Consider the following 15,628-nt stretch of genomic DNA (forward strand, 5'->3'; position numbering starts at 1 on the left):
ACGATACGCGGAGCACGCGAACAGACGCGCGCAGTCGAGGGAGACGGTCATGAACCGGCGCAGCATCTTATGGAGCACAGTCTCAGCTCTTGGCGCGATATTCGCTGCCCGAGGCGCGAAGGCTGCAACGGAGGCGACTACGAGCGACAAGCTCAAGGTGGTTTATCACTTAAGCGACGCCGAGAAGGTCAACTTCGTGCTTGGCAACATCCAGAACCACATCGACGGCGTCGGCGGTTCGGAGCATGTGACGATCGCGCTGGTGATCCACGGGCCGGCGCTGAAGGCGTTTCACGCGGCGCAGGCCAATCCCGATATCAGCAAGCGGATCGGCGATTTCTCCAAGGACGGCGTCGAGCTCGCCGCCTGCGGCAACACGATGAAGGCGCAGAACGTCACGCTGAAAGATCTGCTGCCCGGCTTCGTCAGCGCGGCGAAGGGCGGCGTGGTTCGTCTCGCCGAGCTGCAGTCGCAGGGATATCTCTACTTGCGGCCGTAGAGGATTACAGTTGCCACGAAAAATGGCCCCCTCCCCCGCTTGCGGGGGAGGGTTGGGGAGAGGGTGTCTCCGCAATCGAGAACCCCCAAGAAGAGAGAGCACCGGCGCTTCGCGCCGATCTCTCGCGCAAGCGGGAGAGATGAACGAGCCCGTGCATGCCTTCCGCTCCAAGCCGCCGACGTCTCCATCCCGCTTGACTTATCCATAACTCTGCGGTTATGAATTATCCATAACTGACTGGTTATGGATTTTGGATGTCGAGCACGGCCGACCTGCTGTTCAAGACGCTCGCCGACCCGACCCGGCGGGCGATCTTCGAGCGGTTGTGCCGCGACGGGGAGCAGACGGTCGGGGCACTCACGGCCCGGTCCGGCGTTTCCCAGCCGGCGGTCTCAAAGCATCTCGGCGCGCTGAAGCTGGCCGGGCTCGTGCGCGACCGCCATGAGGGCCGCCAGACCCACTACAGCGCGCAGCCCGGCGCGTTGAATCCACTGATCGACTGGACCAGCCAGATGGCCGGATTCTGGCAGAACCGGCTCGACGCGCTGGAAGATCTCCTGAAGAGGATGGACCAATGACAGAAGCTGCGACCGAAATGCGATCCGTGATCATCGAACGCGAGATGGCGTTTCCGCCGGAACGGGTCTGGCGCGCGCTGACGCAGCCGCATCTGATCGAGGAGTGGCTGATGAAGAACGACTTCAAGCCGGTCGTCGGTCACAAGTTCAACCTTCGCGGCGAGTGGGGTGGCGTGCTGGATTGCGAAGTTCTCACCATCGAGCCGCAAAGGAGCCTCGCCTACACCTGGAATTTCACGCATGAGGACGCAGCGTTCGATCTCAGAAGCGTCGTGACCTTCACGCTCACGCCGAAGGGCGCGGGGACCCATCTGCGCGTCGAGCAGGCCGGCTTCAGCCCGACCCAGAAGCAGGCTTATGGCGGCGCCCATGCCGGCTGGAAGCAGTTCTTCGCAAAGCTCGAGGAGGTGCTGGCACGGACGGAGTAAGCTCCACCGCACAGCATCTTTCTCACCAACTTCAGAGGAGGTCCCATTGACCTGGAATATGTGGATTCGACAGATCCATCGCTGGCTTTCGATTGCGTTCACGCTCGCGGTGATCGCGAACATCATCGCCATGACTCAACAGGTGCAGGCGCTCTGGGTCGGCCTCCTGGCGCTGGTGCCGCTGATCCTGCTGCTCGCGAGCGGCCTCTATCTCTTTGCGCTACCGTATGTGACCAGCCGACGCACGGCGGGTGAAACCAGCCGGTGAGTTGGGCGAACGGGAAGTGGAGGCAAACGGGATCATGAAGAAGGCCGCAACAGCCGTGAAGAAAACCAGCGCGCAGAAAACGGACGCAACCTCAGCCTCCCATTTGATCGACGCCAAAATCCAGGAGCTCGGCGACTGGCGCGGCAAGATGCTCGCCCGGCTCCGGGCCTTGATCCGGGAGGCCGATCCTGACGTCGTCGAGGAAGTGAAGTGGCGCGGCGTTCCGGTGTGGTCGCACGACGGAATCATCTGCACGGGCGAGACCTACAAGGCCGCCGTGAAGATGACGTTCGCCAAGGGCGCCGCGCTGGAGGATCCCACGGGCCTCTTCAATTCCAGCCTCGAAGGGAATGTGCGGCGCGCCATCGATTTCCACGAGGGCGCGAAGATCGACGAAAAGGCGCTGAAGGCGCTCATTCGCGCCGCGGTGGCCCTGAACACGTCCAGGACCCCAGCCAAGACCAAAGCCAAGGCCAAAGACAAGACCAAAGCCAAATCCGTCAAGGCCTCGGCTTGAGGCGCTTGCGGCGACCTCAGGCCGCCGCCGGCAGCGGTCGCGGGCTCACGACATATTCCCGCATGACCTTGTCGTTGGCATCGACCTCGATCAGCGAGACGTCATAGGTCCAGAGGTCGGCGAGATGCTGGAGCACCCGTTTGGCGTCGGTCTCGTTGAGCTGCGAGCCCTTGATGACGTGATGATGAAGGATCAACCGGCGATCGCCGGACAGATCGACGTCGACCACCTCGATATTGGCGTCGATGAAGCCGACATCATGCTGCCGCGCCAGCTCACGCCGGACCCGGCGGAAGCCACGTTCGTCGTGGATGGCATCGACACGAATGCCGGCGCGCTCCTCAGGGTCATCGTGCAGGTGGAACATGCGGAAGTGCCGCATCAGCTTGGGGCTCAGGAACTGGCCGATGAAGCTCTCGTCACGGTAGTTGGCCCAGACGTCGCGCAGCACGCCCATCACATCGTTCTTGCCGGCGATGTCCGGGAACCATTCGCGGTCCTCGTCCTCCGGCCTGGTGACGATGCGCTCGATGTCCTGCATCATGGCGAAGCCGAGCGCATAGGGGTTGAAGCCGGAGAAGCGCTGATCGTCGAATTCGGGCTGGAACACCACGTTGGTGTGCGATTGCAGGAATTCGAGGAAATTGCCGTCGGTGATGCGGCCCTGCCGGTGCAGCGTGCTCATGATGCGATAGTGGACGTAGGTCGCCGTCCCCTCGTTCATCACCTTGGTCTGGCTCTGCGGGTAGAAATATTGCGCGATATGGCGGACGATGCGCAGCAGCTCGCGCTGCCACGGCGCCAGCCTTGGTGCGCTCTTCTCCAGGAAGTAGAGCAGGTTTTCCTGCGGCAGGCCGAGCAGCTTGCGCCGCCGTTCGATAGAGAGTGCAGACCGGCTCTTGGCCGCTCCCTTGGGCACGGTGCGCCAGAGGTCGTTGAAGACCTCCTCCTCGTGCTGGCGGCGCCGCCCTGCCCGCTTCTCCTCGGCGCGCAGGTCCAGCTTCTTCTTGCCCGGGTAGCGGTCGATGCCGTGCGACATCAGCGCATGCGCGGCATCCAGCGTGCGTTCGACCTCGACGCGGCCGAAGCGCTCCTCGCAGCTCGCCACATAGTTCTTGGCGAAGTCGAGATAATCCAGAATGCCCTCGGCGTCGGTCCACTGCTTGAACAGATAATTGTTCTTGAAGAAATGGTTGTGGCCGAAGGCCGCGTGCGCGATCACCAGCGTCTGCATGGTCGCCGTGTTCTCCTCCATCAGGTAGGAGATGCAGGGCGAGGAGTTGATCACGATCTCATAGGCGAGCCCCATCAGGCCCTTGCGATAGGAGGCCTCGTGGAACGCGAAGTGCTTGCCGAACGACCAGTGCTTGTAGAACAGCGGCATGCCCACCGACGAATAGGCGTCCAGCATCTGCTCGGCAGTGATGACCTCGATCTGGTTCGGATAGACGTCGAGCCCGAGATCCTTCGTCGCCACCTCCTCGCAGGCATCGTGAATGCGCTGCAGGGTGCGGAAGTCCCAATCAGCGCCTTCGAACAAACGTTCCGTCATGGAGCGGCCTTCTCCTGGGTTTCGCGGCGCTGGAACAGGTCGTGGAACACCGGAAAAATCTCGCTGCGCTCGCTGACCTTGCGCATCGACAGCGGCGCGCCGCTGTTGCGCAGGCGATCGTAGAGCGTCCAGAGCGAGGAGTCGGACAGATCGAAGGCGCTGCCGCCGGACTCGCCGACCTCGAGATAGGCAAAGAACTGGCAGACCGGCAGGATCTTCTCCGTCAAGAGCATGCCGGCAAGCTCGCCGTCGGAATAGGAGTTGTCACCGTCGGAAGCCTGGGCCGCGTAGATGTTCCAGTCCGACGGATTGAAGCGCTCGCGCACGATGTCGCTCATGGCCTGGAGCGCGCTCGACACCAGCGTGCCGCCGGAGGCCGGACCGTAGAAGAAGGTCTGCTCGTCGACCTCCTCGGCGCGGTCGGTGTGGCGGATGAAGACGATCTCGACATGCTTGTAGCGGCGCTTCAGGAAGACGTAGAGCAGCATGTAGAAGCGCTTGGCGAGGTCCTTCATGTGCTCGGACATCGAGCCGGAGACGTCCATCAGGCAGAACATCACGGCCTGCGCGACGGGCTTCGGCACCGTCTCGAAGCGGCGGTAGCGGATGTCGAGCGGATCGATGAAGGGAATGCGCTTGGATTTGGCCTTCAGCTTTTCGAACTCGGCGACGAGCTCCGCGCGCTTCTCCTCATCGATGCATTCGGCGATCTGGGCCTCCAGCTCGTCCATCTCGCTCTTGCGCGGACGCCTGAGTGCGATGCGGCGTGCGAGCGCAAGCTGAACGGTTCGGCTGATCGAGATGTTGGCGGGCGAGCCCGAGGTGGTGTAGCCGGCGCGCTGGACGCCTTCGCTCTCGGTCTCCGCGATCTTGCGCTTGGCGAGATCGGGAAGCTCGAGGTCGTCGAGGAAAAGATCGACGAACTCGTCGCGGCTCAGCACGAAGCGGAAGGCGTCTTCGCTGTCGCCTTCGCCGGGACCGGAATCCTTGGCGCTGCCCTGGCCGGATCGAGGGAGGTAGTCGCCCTCGATGAACTTCTTGTTGCCGGGCAGCACCATGTCGCGCGTGCCGCCCTCGCGGCGGAAACGCGGCTCGTGCATGCCGTCCAGCGGGATCGAGACCTCACCACCCTCCAGGACGTCCTTGATGTCGCGTTCCTGCGAGGTCTTCTTGACGGCGCCCTGCACCAGCGATTTGGCCCGACGCAAGAACCGCTGACGGTTCTCAAGACTCTTGCCGCCTGGATTCAGGCGCCTGTCAATGATGTGAATGGCCACTTTCTCATCCGCCTAACCGGCTTGCTTCACACGCATGTACCATTCGACCAGCCGGCGAACCTGACGCTCGGTGTAGCCACGCTCCACCATGCGTGCGACGAACTCGCCGTGCTTCTTCTCCGTCTCGCCGTCCTTTTTCGATCCGAACGAGATGACCGGAAGCAGGTCCTCGACCTGGGAGAATATCCGCTTTTCGATCACGTCGCGAATCTTCTCGTAGGAGGTCCAGGTCGGATTTTTGCCGCTGTTCTGGGCCCTTGCCCGTAACGAGAACTTGACCACCTCGTTCCGGAAATCCTTCGGATTGGCGATGCCGGCCGGCTTCTCGATCTTGGTCAATTCCTGGTTCAACAGTTCGCGATCCAGCAGCTGGCCGGTGTCGGGATCCTTGAAGTCCTGATCCTCGATCCACGCATCTGCGTAGTCGACGTAACGGTCGAACAGGTTCTGGCCGTAGTCGGTGTAGGACTCCAGATAGGCCTTCTGGATCTCGTTGCCGATGAATTCGGCGTAGCGCGGCGCGAGTTCCGCCTTGATGAATTCGAGATAACGCTTCTCGGTCTCCTCCGGCAGCTGCTCGCGGCGGATCGCCTGTTCGAGCGCGTACATCAGGTGAACGGCGTCGGCAGCGACCTCCTGCGGATCGTGGTTGAAGGTCGCAGCCAGGATCTTGAAGGCGAAGCGTGTGGAGACGCCGTCCATGCCCTCGTCGACGCCGGCGGCATCGCGATACTCCTGGACGCTGCGCGCCTTCGGATCGGACTCCTTCAGGCTTTCGCCGTCATAGACCCGCATCTTGCCGAACAGGGTGGAGTTCTCGTGCCTGCGCAAACGCGACATCACCGAGAACCGCGCCATCGTCTCCAAGGTCGACGGCGCGCACGGCGCCGACGCCAGCTCGGAGCCTTGGATCAGCTTCTCGTAGATCTTCTGCTCTTCGGTGACCCGCAGCACGTACGGCACCTTGATGACGCAGACGCGATCGATGAAGGCTTCGTTGTTCTTGTTGGACTTGAAGCTCTGCCATTCAGCCTCGTTTGAATGCGCGAGGATGATGCCAGCGAAGGGAATCGCGCCGATATTTTCCGTGCCTATATAGTTGCCCTCCTGCGTTGCCGTGAGTAACGGGTGCAGCATCTTGATCGGCGCCTTGAACATCTCGACGAATTCGAGAATGCCCTGGTTCGAGCGATTGAGGCCGCCCGAATAGCTGTAGGCGTCAGGATCGTTCTGCGCGTAGGTCTCGAGCTTGCGGATGTCGACCTTGCCAACGAGGGATGAAATGTCCTGATTGTTTTCGTCACCGGGTTCGGTCTTCGAGACTGCAATCTGCCGCAACCGCGACGGCTGGATCTTGGCGACGCGGAACTGCGAGATGTCGCCGCCGAAGGCTTCGAGCCGCTTGAAGCACCACGGGCTCATCAGGCCGGTGAGGCGGCGGCGCGGAATACCGTATTTCTCTTCCAGGATCGGCCCGAGTTGATCGGGGTCGAACAGGCTGAGCGGACTTTCGAACACCGGGCTCAACTCGTCGCCCGCCTTGAGCACGTAGATCGGCTGCACTTCCATCAGCGACTTGAGCCGCTCGGCGAGCGAGGACTTGCCGCCGCCGACCGGGCCGAGCAGATAGAGGATCTGCTTGCGCTCTTCGAGACCTTGCGCAGCATGGCGGAAGAAACCAACGATGCGCTCGATCGTTTCCTCCATTCCGTAGAAGCCGGCGAAGGCCGGATAGGTGCGTATCGTACGATTCAAAAAGATACGGCCAAGGCGTGGGTCCTTGGCCGTATCGATCGTCTGTGGTTCACCAATCGCAGCTAGTAGTCGTTCGGCCGCATTCGCGTATTTCATGGGATCGCTTCGACACGATTCCAGATATTCCGCCATCGACATGTCGTGCTGGCTTCTCGCCTCGAACGACCGAGCGAAAGCGTTGAATAGAGAATCGTTGTACATGATCCCTCTCCGCATGAGTTCCGCTACACAAGCTGAAACGAAAGCAGTTGCCGGACCGTTCCTCAACGCCCGTTTCGAATCAGCGTGAGCACATGACGATCATTGGACACCCTGGCCCCTTCTCCATGCAACGCACAACGTAGGCATTCGGGTGGGTTACGAACAGGCACTTGCCTGTTATTTATGCGAATCTATACCTGTACTCGCTAATTTCCAGCAAATGTCGCCTCACCGCAACATCCGGGCATTACCGGGGATCATTCATCCGGCACCGCAGCATAGAGGTCGACCAACGGCAGCTTTGTGACGCTCCTGCGGCGAAGCCATGCGCTCCACAATTGCGCGCTCGCCGCAACGCGGCGCATGAATCGCTCGCAGCGTCGGCGCGCAGCTCTGTATCAAAATCGGTCGTCAGCGCTTCCGGGGCGATGACAAGAGCGTCAGCACAACCAGCTTGCGGCCGCGGCATTCCTCAGCCGAAACATCCGCGATCGAGTCCAAGAGCAGAAATTCATTGCCGATGCGGAGGTCGCCGATGCCGTCCGCAAATCGACGGCGAGCCGCGCCGAGCGAGATGACCGCCACGTCTGCCGCGACAAGCAGCCGACGTCGGACGCACATGGTCGGACGCACATGGACCGATTTTGAAATCGCACAAATCCATCCACGCCGGCCGCGCCGGCCAATTACGAACGGCCAGCGACAGTCGTCTGAATGCGCGCGGATACTTTACCCCAGCACGGTCGTTCGTGGCCGAGCCAACACGGCACGCCTCGCGGGCAAAGCCCCGCTGACGACACTCCGCTCAGCACCCGGCCGACGCTACGCAACAAGACTTCGACCGAACAATGCCGGCCAAGCACTTTTACGCAACCGAGCAACCCGTCCGGATCGCCATGATCTCAACGGAGTTTACCCAGAGTATGACACCCACACCCTTGATTGGTTCCCTCCCGGGAGCATGTGAGCTAGAGAATAGCGCGTCAGGACCGCCGCGGGAACCCCTCGCCCGCAGGCTTGGAGAGAAATAGACACCATGAATCCCGTCAAAGAACTGGAAAAGCACGGACAAGCCGTCTGGCTGGACTTTCTGGCCCGCGGCTTCATCGCCAACGGCGACCTGAAGCGGCTGATCGACACCGACGGCGTCAAGGGAGTGACCTCCAACCCGTCGATCTTCGAGAAGGCGATCGGCAGCTCGGACGAGTACGACGCCCCGATCGGCAAGGCGCTGAAGCGCGGCGACCGGACGGTGGCCGAGCTGTTCGAGACCGTCGCGGTCGAGGACATCCAGAACGCCGCCGACGTGCTCCGGCCGGTCTATGACAGCCTCAAGGGCCATGACGGCTATGTCAGCCTCGAGGTCTCGCCCTATCTCGCGATGGATACCGCCGGCACGGTCGCCGAGGCACGGCGGCTGTGGAAGGACGTCAATCGCAAAAACTTGATGGTGAAGGTGCCGGCGACGCCGGAGGGCCTGCCGGCCATCGAGCAGCTCACCAGCGAAGGCATCAGCATCAATATCACGCTGCTGTTCTCAAAGGCGGTCTATCTCGAGGTCGCAGAGGCCTATCTCGCCGGCCTCGAAAAATATGTCGCCGGCGGCGGCAATCCGTCGCATGTGGCGAGCGTCGCAAGCTTCTTCGTCAGCCGGATCGATACCATGGTCGACAAGCAGCTCGACGAGAAGATCGCCCGCGCCAACGACCCCAGCGAGAAGGAGCGGCTCGCCGCGCTGAAGGGCAAGGTCGCGATCGCCAACGCCAAGGTCGCCTATCAGGATTACAAGCGCCTGTTCTCGGGCCCGCGCTGGGAGAAGCTTGCGGCCAAGGGCGCGAGACCGCAGCGAATGCTGTGGGCATCGACCGGCACCAAGAACAAGGACTACAGCGACGTCCTCTATGTCGAGGAGCTGATCGGCCCGAACACCATCAACACGGTGCCGCCGGCCACGCTGGATGCGTTCCGCGACCATGGCAAGCTGCGCGACAGCCTTGAGGAGAACGTCGACGACGCGAGGCGCGTGCTGGAGGAGCTGGAGCGCTCGGGCGTCTCGCTCGATGCGATCACCGAGGAGCTCGTCAAGGACGGCGTCAAGCAGTTTGCCGATGCCGCCGACAAGCTCTATGGCGCGGTCGCCCACAAGCGCGTCACCGTGCTCGGGCCCGCGATCGATCGCCAGCAGCTGTCGCTCGGCGACGGACTCGGCAAGGCGGTGGCCAAGAGCACCGAGGAGTGGCGCGCATCCGCCAAGATCCGTCGGTTGTGGCAGCGCGACAAATCGGTCTGGACCGGCACGGATGAGGACAAATGGCTCGGCTGGCTCGACAGCGCGGCGAAGGCCGACGTCGCCGACTATGAGGACTATGCGAGCCGCGTGAAGGGCCAGAAATTCTCCGACGCCGTCGTGCTCGGCATGGGCGGCTCGAGCCTCGGACCGGAGGTTCTCGCCGAAACATTCGCAAGGAAGCCCGGCTTCCCGAAGCTGCACGTGCTGGACTCCACCGATCCGGCGCAGGTGCGGGCGATGGAAGCGAAGATCGACATCGCCAGCACCGTCTTCATCGTCTCCAGCAAGTCCGGCGGCACCACCGAGCCGAACGCGATGAAGGATTATTTCCACGCACGCGTCGCTGAGGCCGTCGGTTCATCGGTCAAGACCGGCCATCGTTTCATCGCCGTGACCGATCCCGGCTCGTCGCTGGAGAAGGCGGCCAAGCAGCTCGGCTACGCCCGCATCTTCCACGGCGAACCCTCGATTGGCGGACGCTATTCGGTGCTCTCGCCCTTCGGCCTCGTGCCGGCGGCGACCGCGGGCATCGACGTCAAGACCCTGATCAAGCACGCGCTCTCGATGGCCCGCTCGTGCGGGCCGGACGTGCCGCCGCAGGAAAATCCCGGTGTGCAGCTTGGTCTCGCGATGGGTCTCGCCGGTCTCGAAGGCCGCGACAAGGTGACGATCCTGTCGTCGAGGAAGATCGCCGATTTCGGCGCCTGGGCCGAGCAGCTCATCGCGGAATCGACCGGCAAGGAAGGCAAGGGCCTGATCCCGATCGACGGCGAGCCGCTGGGCGATCCGTCGCTTTATGGCAACGACCGCTTCTTCATCGACATCCGCACCGAGGGCGAGGCGGACGCCGCGCATGACTCGAAGCTTGCCGCGGTCGAAGCGGCCGGCCATCCCGTGGTGCGCATCGTCATGAAGTCGATCGAGCATCTCGGCCAGGAGTTCTTCCGCTTCGAGATGGCGACGGCGGTGGCAGGCAGCATCCTCGGCATCAACCCGTTCGACCAGCCGGACGTGGAAGCGGCCAAGATCAAGACGCGGGAGCTCACCGCGGCGTTCGAGAAGACCGGCGCACTGCCGGCCGAACAGCCGGTGGTCAGCACTGATGAAGCCGATCTCTACACCGACGAGGCCAACGCCGCGGCGCTGCGTGCTGCGGGTGCGAACGGCGACCTCACCTCCTGGCTGAAGGCGCACCTCTCCCGCTCCAACCATGGCGACTATGTCGCCCTGCTCGGCTACATCGCGCGCGACAAGGCCACCATCGACGCGCTCCAGGCGATGCGCCTCGACGTGCGCGAGAAGCGTCATGTCGCGACCTGCGCCGAGTTCGGCCCGCGCTTCCTGCACTCGACCGGACAGGCCTACAAAGGCGGCCCCGACAGCGGCGTGTTCCTCCAGATCACGGTCGACGACGCCAAGGACCTCGCCGTCCCCGGCCAGAAGGCGAGCTTCGGCATCATCAAGGCGGCACAGGCGCGCGGTGACTTCGACGTGCTCACCGAGCGCGGCCGTCGCGCGCTTCGCGTGCACCTGAAGGGCGGGCTCAAGAAGGGTCTCGCGGCGCTCAACGCCGCGCTCTCGGATGCGCTGAACTAGAGGAATATCGCGATGCAACTCGGCATGATCGGCCTCGGCAGGATGGGCGGCAACATCGTTCGCCGCCTGATGCGCAACGGCCATTCGACCGTGGTCTATGACAAGGACGCCAAGGCCGTCGCCGGCCTTGCCGCAGACGGCGCGCAAGGCGCCTCCACGCTGGAAGAGTTCGTCGCGAAACTCGAACGGCCGCGCACGGCCTGGGTGATGCTGCCGGCCGGCCACATCACCGAGACGACGATCGACACGATCGCGAACGTGATGCAGGCCGGCGACGTCATCATCGACGGCGGCAACACGTTCTGGCAGGACGACGTCCGTCGCGGCAAGGCGCTGAAGGCGCGCGGCATCCACTATGTCGACGTCGGTACCTCCGGTGGAGTCTGGGGGCTTGACCGCGGCTATTGCATGATGATCGGCGGCGACAAGGCCGTCGTCGACCGGCTCGATCCGATCTTCGCCGCGCTCGCGCCCGGCCCCGGCGACATCCCGCGCACGCCGGGACGCGAGGGCCGCGATCCCCGCATCGAGCAGGGCTACATCCACGCCGGCCCGGTCGGCGCCGGGCACTTCGTGAAGATGATCCACAACGGCATCGAATACGGCCTGATGCAGGCCTATGCCGAAGGCTTCGAAATCCTCAAGAACGCCAGCATCGAGGCGCTCCCGGCGGATCACCGCTACGACTTCGATCTTGCCGATATTGCCGAGGTCTGGCGTCGCGGCAGCGTGATCCCGTCCTGGCTGCTCGACCTCACCTCGACGGCGCTCGCAGACAGTCCGGCGCTGTCGGAATATTCCGGTTTCGTAGAGGATTCCGGCGAGGGCCGCTGGACCGTGAATGCGGCGATCGACGAGGCGGTGCCGGCCGAGGTTCTGACCGCGGCCCTCTTCGCACGTTTCCGTTCCCGCAAGGAACATACCTTCGCCGAAAAAATTCTTTCTGCGATGCGCGCGGGCTTCGGCGGCCACAAGGAGCCGAAGCAGCCGGACGCGTCGAAGCCCAAGTAAGAAGCCCAAATAAGAAGTAACAAAACGAAGGCAATCGTTCGTGACAAAAGATCCGCAGCCAAAACGCAAGCCGGAAAACTGCGCCTTCGTCATCTTCGGCGTCACCGGTGATCTCACCCATCGGCTGGTGATGCCGTCGCTGTACAATCTCGCCGCCGAGAACCTGTTGCCGGAAAAATTCTGCGTGGTCGGCGTGGCCCGCAGGGGCATGTCGAATGACGAATTGCGCGACAGCCTGCTGAAGGGCCTGCGCCAGTACGCAACCCGCCCCGTGGACGATGTCGTCGCCCGGCAGCTCCTGCACTGCGTCACCTTCGTCGAAGCCGATGCGAAGGATCCGCCGTCCTTCGACACCCTGCGCGAGCACCTCGATGCGCTCGAATGCTCGCGCGGCACCGGAGGCAACCGGCTGTTCTATCTGGCGACGCCGCCGGCCGCATTCGCGCCGACCGCACGCGAGCTCGGCCGCACCGGATTGATGAAGGAGAACGGCGCCTGGCGCCGGCTGGTGATCGAGAAGCCGTTCGGCACCGATCTCGCCTCGGCCCGCGCCTTGAACGCCGAGCTCCTGAACATCATGGACGAGCACCAGATCTACCGGATCGATCACTATCTCGGCAAGGAGACGGTGCAGAACATCATGGTGCTGCGCTTTGCCAACGGCATGTTCGAGCCGATCTGGAATCGCAACCATATCGACCACGTCCAGATCACGGTCGAGGAAAAGCTCAGTGTCGGCCATCGCGGCGGCTTCTACGACGCCACTGGCGCGCTGCGCGACATGGTGCCGAACCATTTGTTCCAGCTCATGTCGCTGGTCGCGATGGGGCCCCCAACCCGTTTCGACGCCCATTCCGTGCGCTCTGAAAAGGCGGAGGTGCTCTCCGCGATCCAGATGCCGAGCGAGGAAGAGGCGCTGAGAAGCTCGGTTCGGGCGCAATATCTGGCGGGGCGGATCGACAACGAGGATATTCCGGACTATCGCAAGACCGAGGACGTCAAGGCCGGCAGCACCACCGAGACCTTTGTCGCGCTCAAGCTCATGATCGACAATTGGCGCTGGGCAGGCGTGCCGTTCTATCTTCGCTCCGGCAAGGCGCTGGCCCACAAGCGCACCGAGGTCGCGATCAAGTTCAAGCAGGCGCCGCTGTCGATGTTCACGGGCACCGCGGTCGATCGCCTCTCGCAGAACTTTCTCACCATCGGCATTGCGCCGACCGAAACCATCGAGCTGCAATTCAACGCCAAGATCCCGGGACCGAGCGTGACGATCGACGGCGTCGAGATGAAGTTCCGCTACGGCGATTATTTCAAGGCCGATCCCAGCACCGGCTACGAGACGCTGATCTACGACTGCATGATCGGCGACAACATCCTGTTCCAGCGCGCCGACGGCGTCGAGGCCGGATGGCAGGCGGTGCAGCCGTTCCTCGATGCCTGGAAGAACGCAGGCACCAACGGCATCGAGACTTATCGTGCCGGCAGCGATGGCCCGGCTTGCGCCGACGAGCTCCTGAAGCGCGACGGGCGAAGCTGGCGGAAATATTCGTGATGGCTGCGGCCGACCAGCCGGAATTGATCGTCGAGACTGATGCCGAAGCGCTGGCGCACGCCGCAGCCGAACGCGTGATGGCACGAATCGCGGCCAACCCCAGTCGGATCGCGATCTGCCTCACCGGCGGATCGAGCCCGAAGAAGCTCTATCAATTGCTCGACAGCGACGCCTGGCGCGGCAAGATTCCCTGGGAACGGGTGCACTGGTTCATCGGCGACGAGCGCTTCGTGCCCGAGAGCGATCCTCTCAACAACATGACGGTCGCCCGCGCGATCTTCCTCGATCGCAGCGCACCGCCCGGCCACATCCATCCGATCCCGACCGCGATCGAAAATCCCGACAAAAGCGCCGAGGCCTATCAGCGCGAGCTGCAGTCCTTCTATGGCGCCGACCGGCTCGATCCGTCGCGCCCGCTGTTCGACCTGGTCCTGATGGGCGCGGGGCCGGACGGCCACACCGCTTCGCTGTTTCCCGGCTATCCCGCAATTGAAGAGGCCGTACGCTGGGTCGTCGGCGTGCCCAAGGCCAATGTCGCGCCGTTCGTGCCGAGGGTCTCGCTCACCCTGCCCGCTCTGGCCTCGTGCCGCGAAATGCTGTTTGAGATCGCCGGGCACGACAAGCAGGCGATCTTGACGCGCCTCCTCAATAGCGAGAATCTGCCTGCCGTACGCGCGCGCTCGAATGGTGAGACCGTCTGGCTGGTCGACCAGGCCGCGCTTCCGGAGGGGATTCGTGGCGGGCGCTGAAGCACCTTGTGCATTGATCGTGATGGGCGTGTCGGGCTCGGGCAAGAGCACGATTGCGGAAGCGCTCGGCCAGCGGCTTGGCTGGCGATTCGAGGACGGCGACAGCTTCCATCCGCCGAGCAACGTCGCGAAGATGAGTGCCGGCCAGCCGCTCACCGATGAAGACCGCTGGCCCTGGCTCAACGCCATCGCCGACGAGATCGCGCGGGTCTGCGAGGCCGGCGAGCACGTCATCATCGCCTGCTCGGCGCTGAAGCACACCTATCGTGACGTACTCTTACGTGGCCGCGATGACGTCCGCTTCGTCTTTCTCAGAGGCACGAAGGAGCTGATCGCCGAGCGGCTGGCCCATCGCAAGGGTCATTTCATGCCACCCGAGCTCTTGACCAGCCAGTTCAGCACGCTGGAGCCGCCGGAGACGAGCGAGCATGTGATCACCGTCTCGATCGACGAGACCGTCGAAGCGATCGTGGACGGCGTCGTACGGCAGCTCAAATTCGGCGGCGCCAAACGCAAGGCCGAAAAACCCAAGGCTATGTCATGACGCCGATCTCACTCGTTGTCTCCGACGTCGACGGCACGCTGCTGACCAAGGACAAGACGCTGACCGACCGCGCCCGGGCGGCGGTGCAGCGGGTGCACAAAGCCGGCATCGGCTTCACCATCACCTCGAGCCGCCCCGCCATCGGCATGCGCTTTCTGATCGAGCCGCTGTCGATCACCCTGCCGGTCGGCCCCTTCAACGGCTCCTCGATCATCGATCCCTCGATGAAGCCGGTTGTGCAGCATCTGATCCCGCAGGCGGCGGCCGAGCGCTGCCTGCAGATCCTCCGGGAATTCGGCGCCGACATCTGGCTCTTCACCGCCGACAAATGGCTGATCGACAATCCGAAGGGCGCCTACGTCGCCCATGAGCAGCACACGATCCGCGCCGACCCGACGGTCGTTGCGGACTTCACGCCGTACCTCGCGAGCGGCTGCAAGATCGTCGGCGCGAGCGCCGATGCGGCCGGCCTTGAGCGTTGCGAGAAGGTGATGCAGGAGGCACTCAGTACGCAGGCGACCGCGGTGCGCTCGCAGACCTATTATCTCGACATCACCCCGCCCGGCTTCAACAAGGGCACCTTCGTGCAGGCAATGGCGCAGCGCCTCGGCATTTCGACCGACGCGGTCGCCACCATCGGCGACATGCAGAACGATCTCGCGATGTTCCGGGTCAGCGGCTACTCGGTCGCCATGGGCAATGCCGCCGACAACGTCAAGCAGCAGGCGATGCACGTGACTGCCAGCAACGAGCAGGACGGCTTTGCCGAGGCGATGGAGATGATCTTGAAGCGGAACGGGATCGACTGAGG

The 15,628-nt window shown here is 63.3% G+C and carries 14 protein-coding genes; 11 read left to right on the forward strand and 3 right to left on the reverse strand.

Annotated features, from left to right (window positions below; all coding sequences use genetic code 11):
* Nucleotides 1-49 precede the first annotated feature (49 nt).
* From AXW67_RS31200 to AXW67_RS31220, 5 genes are all read left to right on the forward strand, one after another.
* Nucleotides 50-499, forward strand: coding sequence for a DsrE family protein (locus AXW67_RS31200; RefSeq protein ID WP_063681010.1), 450 nt, complete (start codon nucleotides 50-52; stop codon nucleotides 497-499).
* A 254-nt stretch (nucleotides 500-753) separates the two neighbouring features.
* Nucleotides 754-1,077, forward strand: coding sequence for an ArsR/SmtB family transcription factor (locus AXW67_RS31205; RefSeq protein ID WP_063681011.1), 324 nt, complete (start codon nucleotides 754-756; stop codon nucleotides 1,075-1,077).
* On the forward strand, nucleotides 1,074-1,505 hold the full coding sequence (locus AXW67_RS31210) for an SRPBCC family protein (RefSeq protein WP_027556760.1): 432 nt from the start codon (nucleotides 1,074-1,076) through the stop codon (nucleotides 1,503-1,505). Before AXW67_RS31205 ends, AXW67_RS31210 begins: the two co-directional genes overlap by 4 nt.
* 46 nt (nucleotides 1,506-1,551) lie before the next feature.
* Nucleotides 1,552-1,773, forward strand: a complete 222-nt coding sequence (locus AXW67_RS31215; protein ID WP_027556759.1) for a hypothetical protein — start codon at nucleotides 1,552-1,554, stop codon at nucleotides 1,771-1,773.
* Nucleotides 1,774-1,807: 34 nt separating this feature from the next.
* Nucleotides 1,808-2,290, forward strand: a complete 483-nt coding sequence (locus AXW67_RS31220) for a DUF1801 domain-containing protein (protein ID WP_063681075.1) — start codon at nucleotides 1,808-1,810, stop codon at nucleotides 2,288-2,290.
* A 16-nt stretch (nucleotides 2,291-2,306) separates the two neighbouring features.
* On the opposite strand, the gene AXW67_RS31225 is transcribed toward AXW67_RS31220, so the two are convergent.
* Genes AXW67_RS31225 through AXW67_RS31235 form a run of 3 tightly spaced genes read right to left on the reverse strand, consistent with a single transcriptional unit; the run spans nucleotide 2,307 to nucleotide 7,075 of the window.
* Nucleotides 2,307-3,842: a SpoVR family protein gene (locus AXW67_RS31225; protein ID WP_027556757.1), complete on the reverse strand. Its 1,536-nt coding sequence runs from the start codon at nucleotides 3,840-3,842 to the stop codon at nucleotides 2,307-2,309.
* Complete coding sequence (locus tag AXW67_RS31230; protein WP_201723740.1) at nucleotides 3,839-5,113, reverse strand: YeaH/YhbH family protein; 1,275 nt, start codon at nucleotides 5,111-5,113, stop codon at nucleotides 3,839-3,841. Before AXW67_RS31230 ends, AXW67_RS31225 begins: the two co-directional genes overlap by 4 nt.
* Before the next feature lie 18 nt (nucleotides 5,114-5,131).
* Nucleotides 5,132-7,075 (reverse strand): PrkA family serine protein kinase, encoded by a 1,944-nt coding sequence (locus AXW67_RS31235; RefSeq protein WP_027556755.1) that lies wholly within the window; start codon nucleotides 7,073-7,075, stop codon nucleotides 5,132-5,134.
* Nucleotides 7,076-8,111: 1,036 nt separating this feature from the next.
* Between AXW67_RS31235 and AXW67_RS31245 the strand changes: the two genes are divergently transcribed.
* Genes AXW67_RS31245 through AXW67_RS31270 form a run of 6 tightly spaced genes read left to right on the forward strand, consistent with a single transcriptional unit; the run spans nucleotide 8,112 to nucleotide 15,626 of the window.
* A complete protein-coding gene (locus tag AXW67_RS31245) occupies nucleotides 8,112-10,961 on the forward strand; it encodes a bifunctional transaldolase/phosoglucose isomerase (protein WP_063681014.1) in 2,850 nt (949 codons plus the stop codon).
* Nucleotides 10,962-10,973: 12 nt separating this feature from the next.
* Entirely contained in the window at nucleotides 10,974-11,972 is a 999-nt protein-coding gene (gnd, locus tag AXW67_RS31250; protein ID WP_063681015.1) for a phosphogluconate dehydrogenase (NAD(+)-dependent, decarboxylating), read from the forward strand.
* Between the two features lie 40 nt (nucleotides 11,973-12,012).
* Nucleotides 12,013-13,524 carry a glucose-6-phosphate dehydrogenase gene (gene zwf / locus AXW67_RS31255; RefSeq protein ID WP_063681016.1) on the forward strand — a complete coding sequence of 504 codons (1,512 nt, stop codon included), beginning with the start codon at nucleotides 12,013-12,015 and terminating at the stop codon, nucleotides 13,522-13,524.
* The gene (gene pgl, locus AXW67_RS31260) at nucleotides 13,524-14,273 is read left to right on the forward strand and encodes a 6-phosphogluconolactonase (protein ID WP_063681017.1); all 750 of its coding nucleotides are present in this window, start codon (nucleotides 13,524-13,526) and stop codon (nucleotides 14,271-14,273) included. Before zwf ends, pgl begins: the two co-directional genes overlap by 1 nt.
* Entirely contained in the window at nucleotides 14,260-14,817 is a 558-nt protein-coding gene (locus AXW67_RS31265) for a gluconokinase (RefSeq protein ID WP_063681018.1), read from the forward strand. The genes pgl and AXW67_RS31265 overlap by 14 nt, the downstream gene beginning before the upstream one ends.
* A complete protein-coding gene (locus AXW67_RS31270; RefSeq protein ID WP_063681019.1) occupies nucleotides 14,814-15,626 on the forward strand; it encodes a Cof-type HAD-IIB family hydrolase in 813 nt (270 codons plus the stop codon). Before AXW67_RS31265 ends, AXW67_RS31270 begins: the two co-directional genes overlap by 4 nt.
* Nucleotides 15,627-15,628 lie beyond the last annotated feature (2 nt).

This window comes from Bradyrhizobium neotropicale (assembly GCF_001641695.1).
Lineage (GTDB): Bacteria > Pseudomonadota > Alphaproteobacteria > Rhizobiales > Xanthobacteraceae > Bradyrhizobium > Bradyrhizobium neotropicale.

Excerpts from the sequence above, each read along its gene's own strand:
- AXW67_RS31235 (WP_027556755.1), bottom strand. The coding sequence starts at position 7,075 with ATGTACAACGATTCTCTATTCAACGCTTTCGCTCGGTCGTTCGAGGCG.
- AXW67_RS31200 (WP_063681010.1), top strand. The coding sequence starts at position 50 with ATGAACCGGCGCAGCATCTTATGGAGCACAGTCTCAGCTCTTGGCGCG.
- AXW67_RS31220 (WP_063681075.1), top strand. The coding sequence starts at position 1,808 with ATGAAGAAGGCCGCAACAGCCGTGAAGAAAACCAGCGCGCAGAAAACG.
- AXW67_RS31225 (WP_027556757.1), bottom strand. The coding sequence starts at position 3,842 with ATGACGGAACGTTTGTTCGAAGGCGCTGATTGGGACTTCCGCACCCTG.
- gnd (WP_063681015.1), top strand. The coding sequence starts at position 10,974 with ATGCAACTCGGCATGATCGGCCTCGGCAGGATGGGCGGCAACATCGTT.
- AXW67_RS31245 (WP_063681014.1), top strand. The coding sequence starts at position 8,112 with ATGAATCCCGTCAAAGAACTGGAAAAGCACGGACAAGCCGTCTGGCTG.
- AXW67_RS31205 (WP_063681011.1), top strand. The coding sequence starts at position 754 with ATGTCGAGCACGGCCGACCTGCTGTTCAAGACGCTCGCCGACCCGACC.
- AXW67_RS31270 (WP_063681019.1), top strand. The coding sequence starts at position 14,814 with ATGACGCCGATCTCACTCGTTGTCTCCGACGTCGACGGCACGCTGCTG.
- pgl (WP_063681017.1), top strand. The coding sequence starts at position 13,524 with ATGGCTGCGGCCGACCAGCCGGAATTGATCGTCGAGACTGATGCCGAA.
- AXW67_RS31210 (WP_027556760.1), top strand. The coding sequence starts at position 1,074 with ATGACAGAAGCTGCGACCGAAATGCGATCCGTGATCATCGAACGCGAG.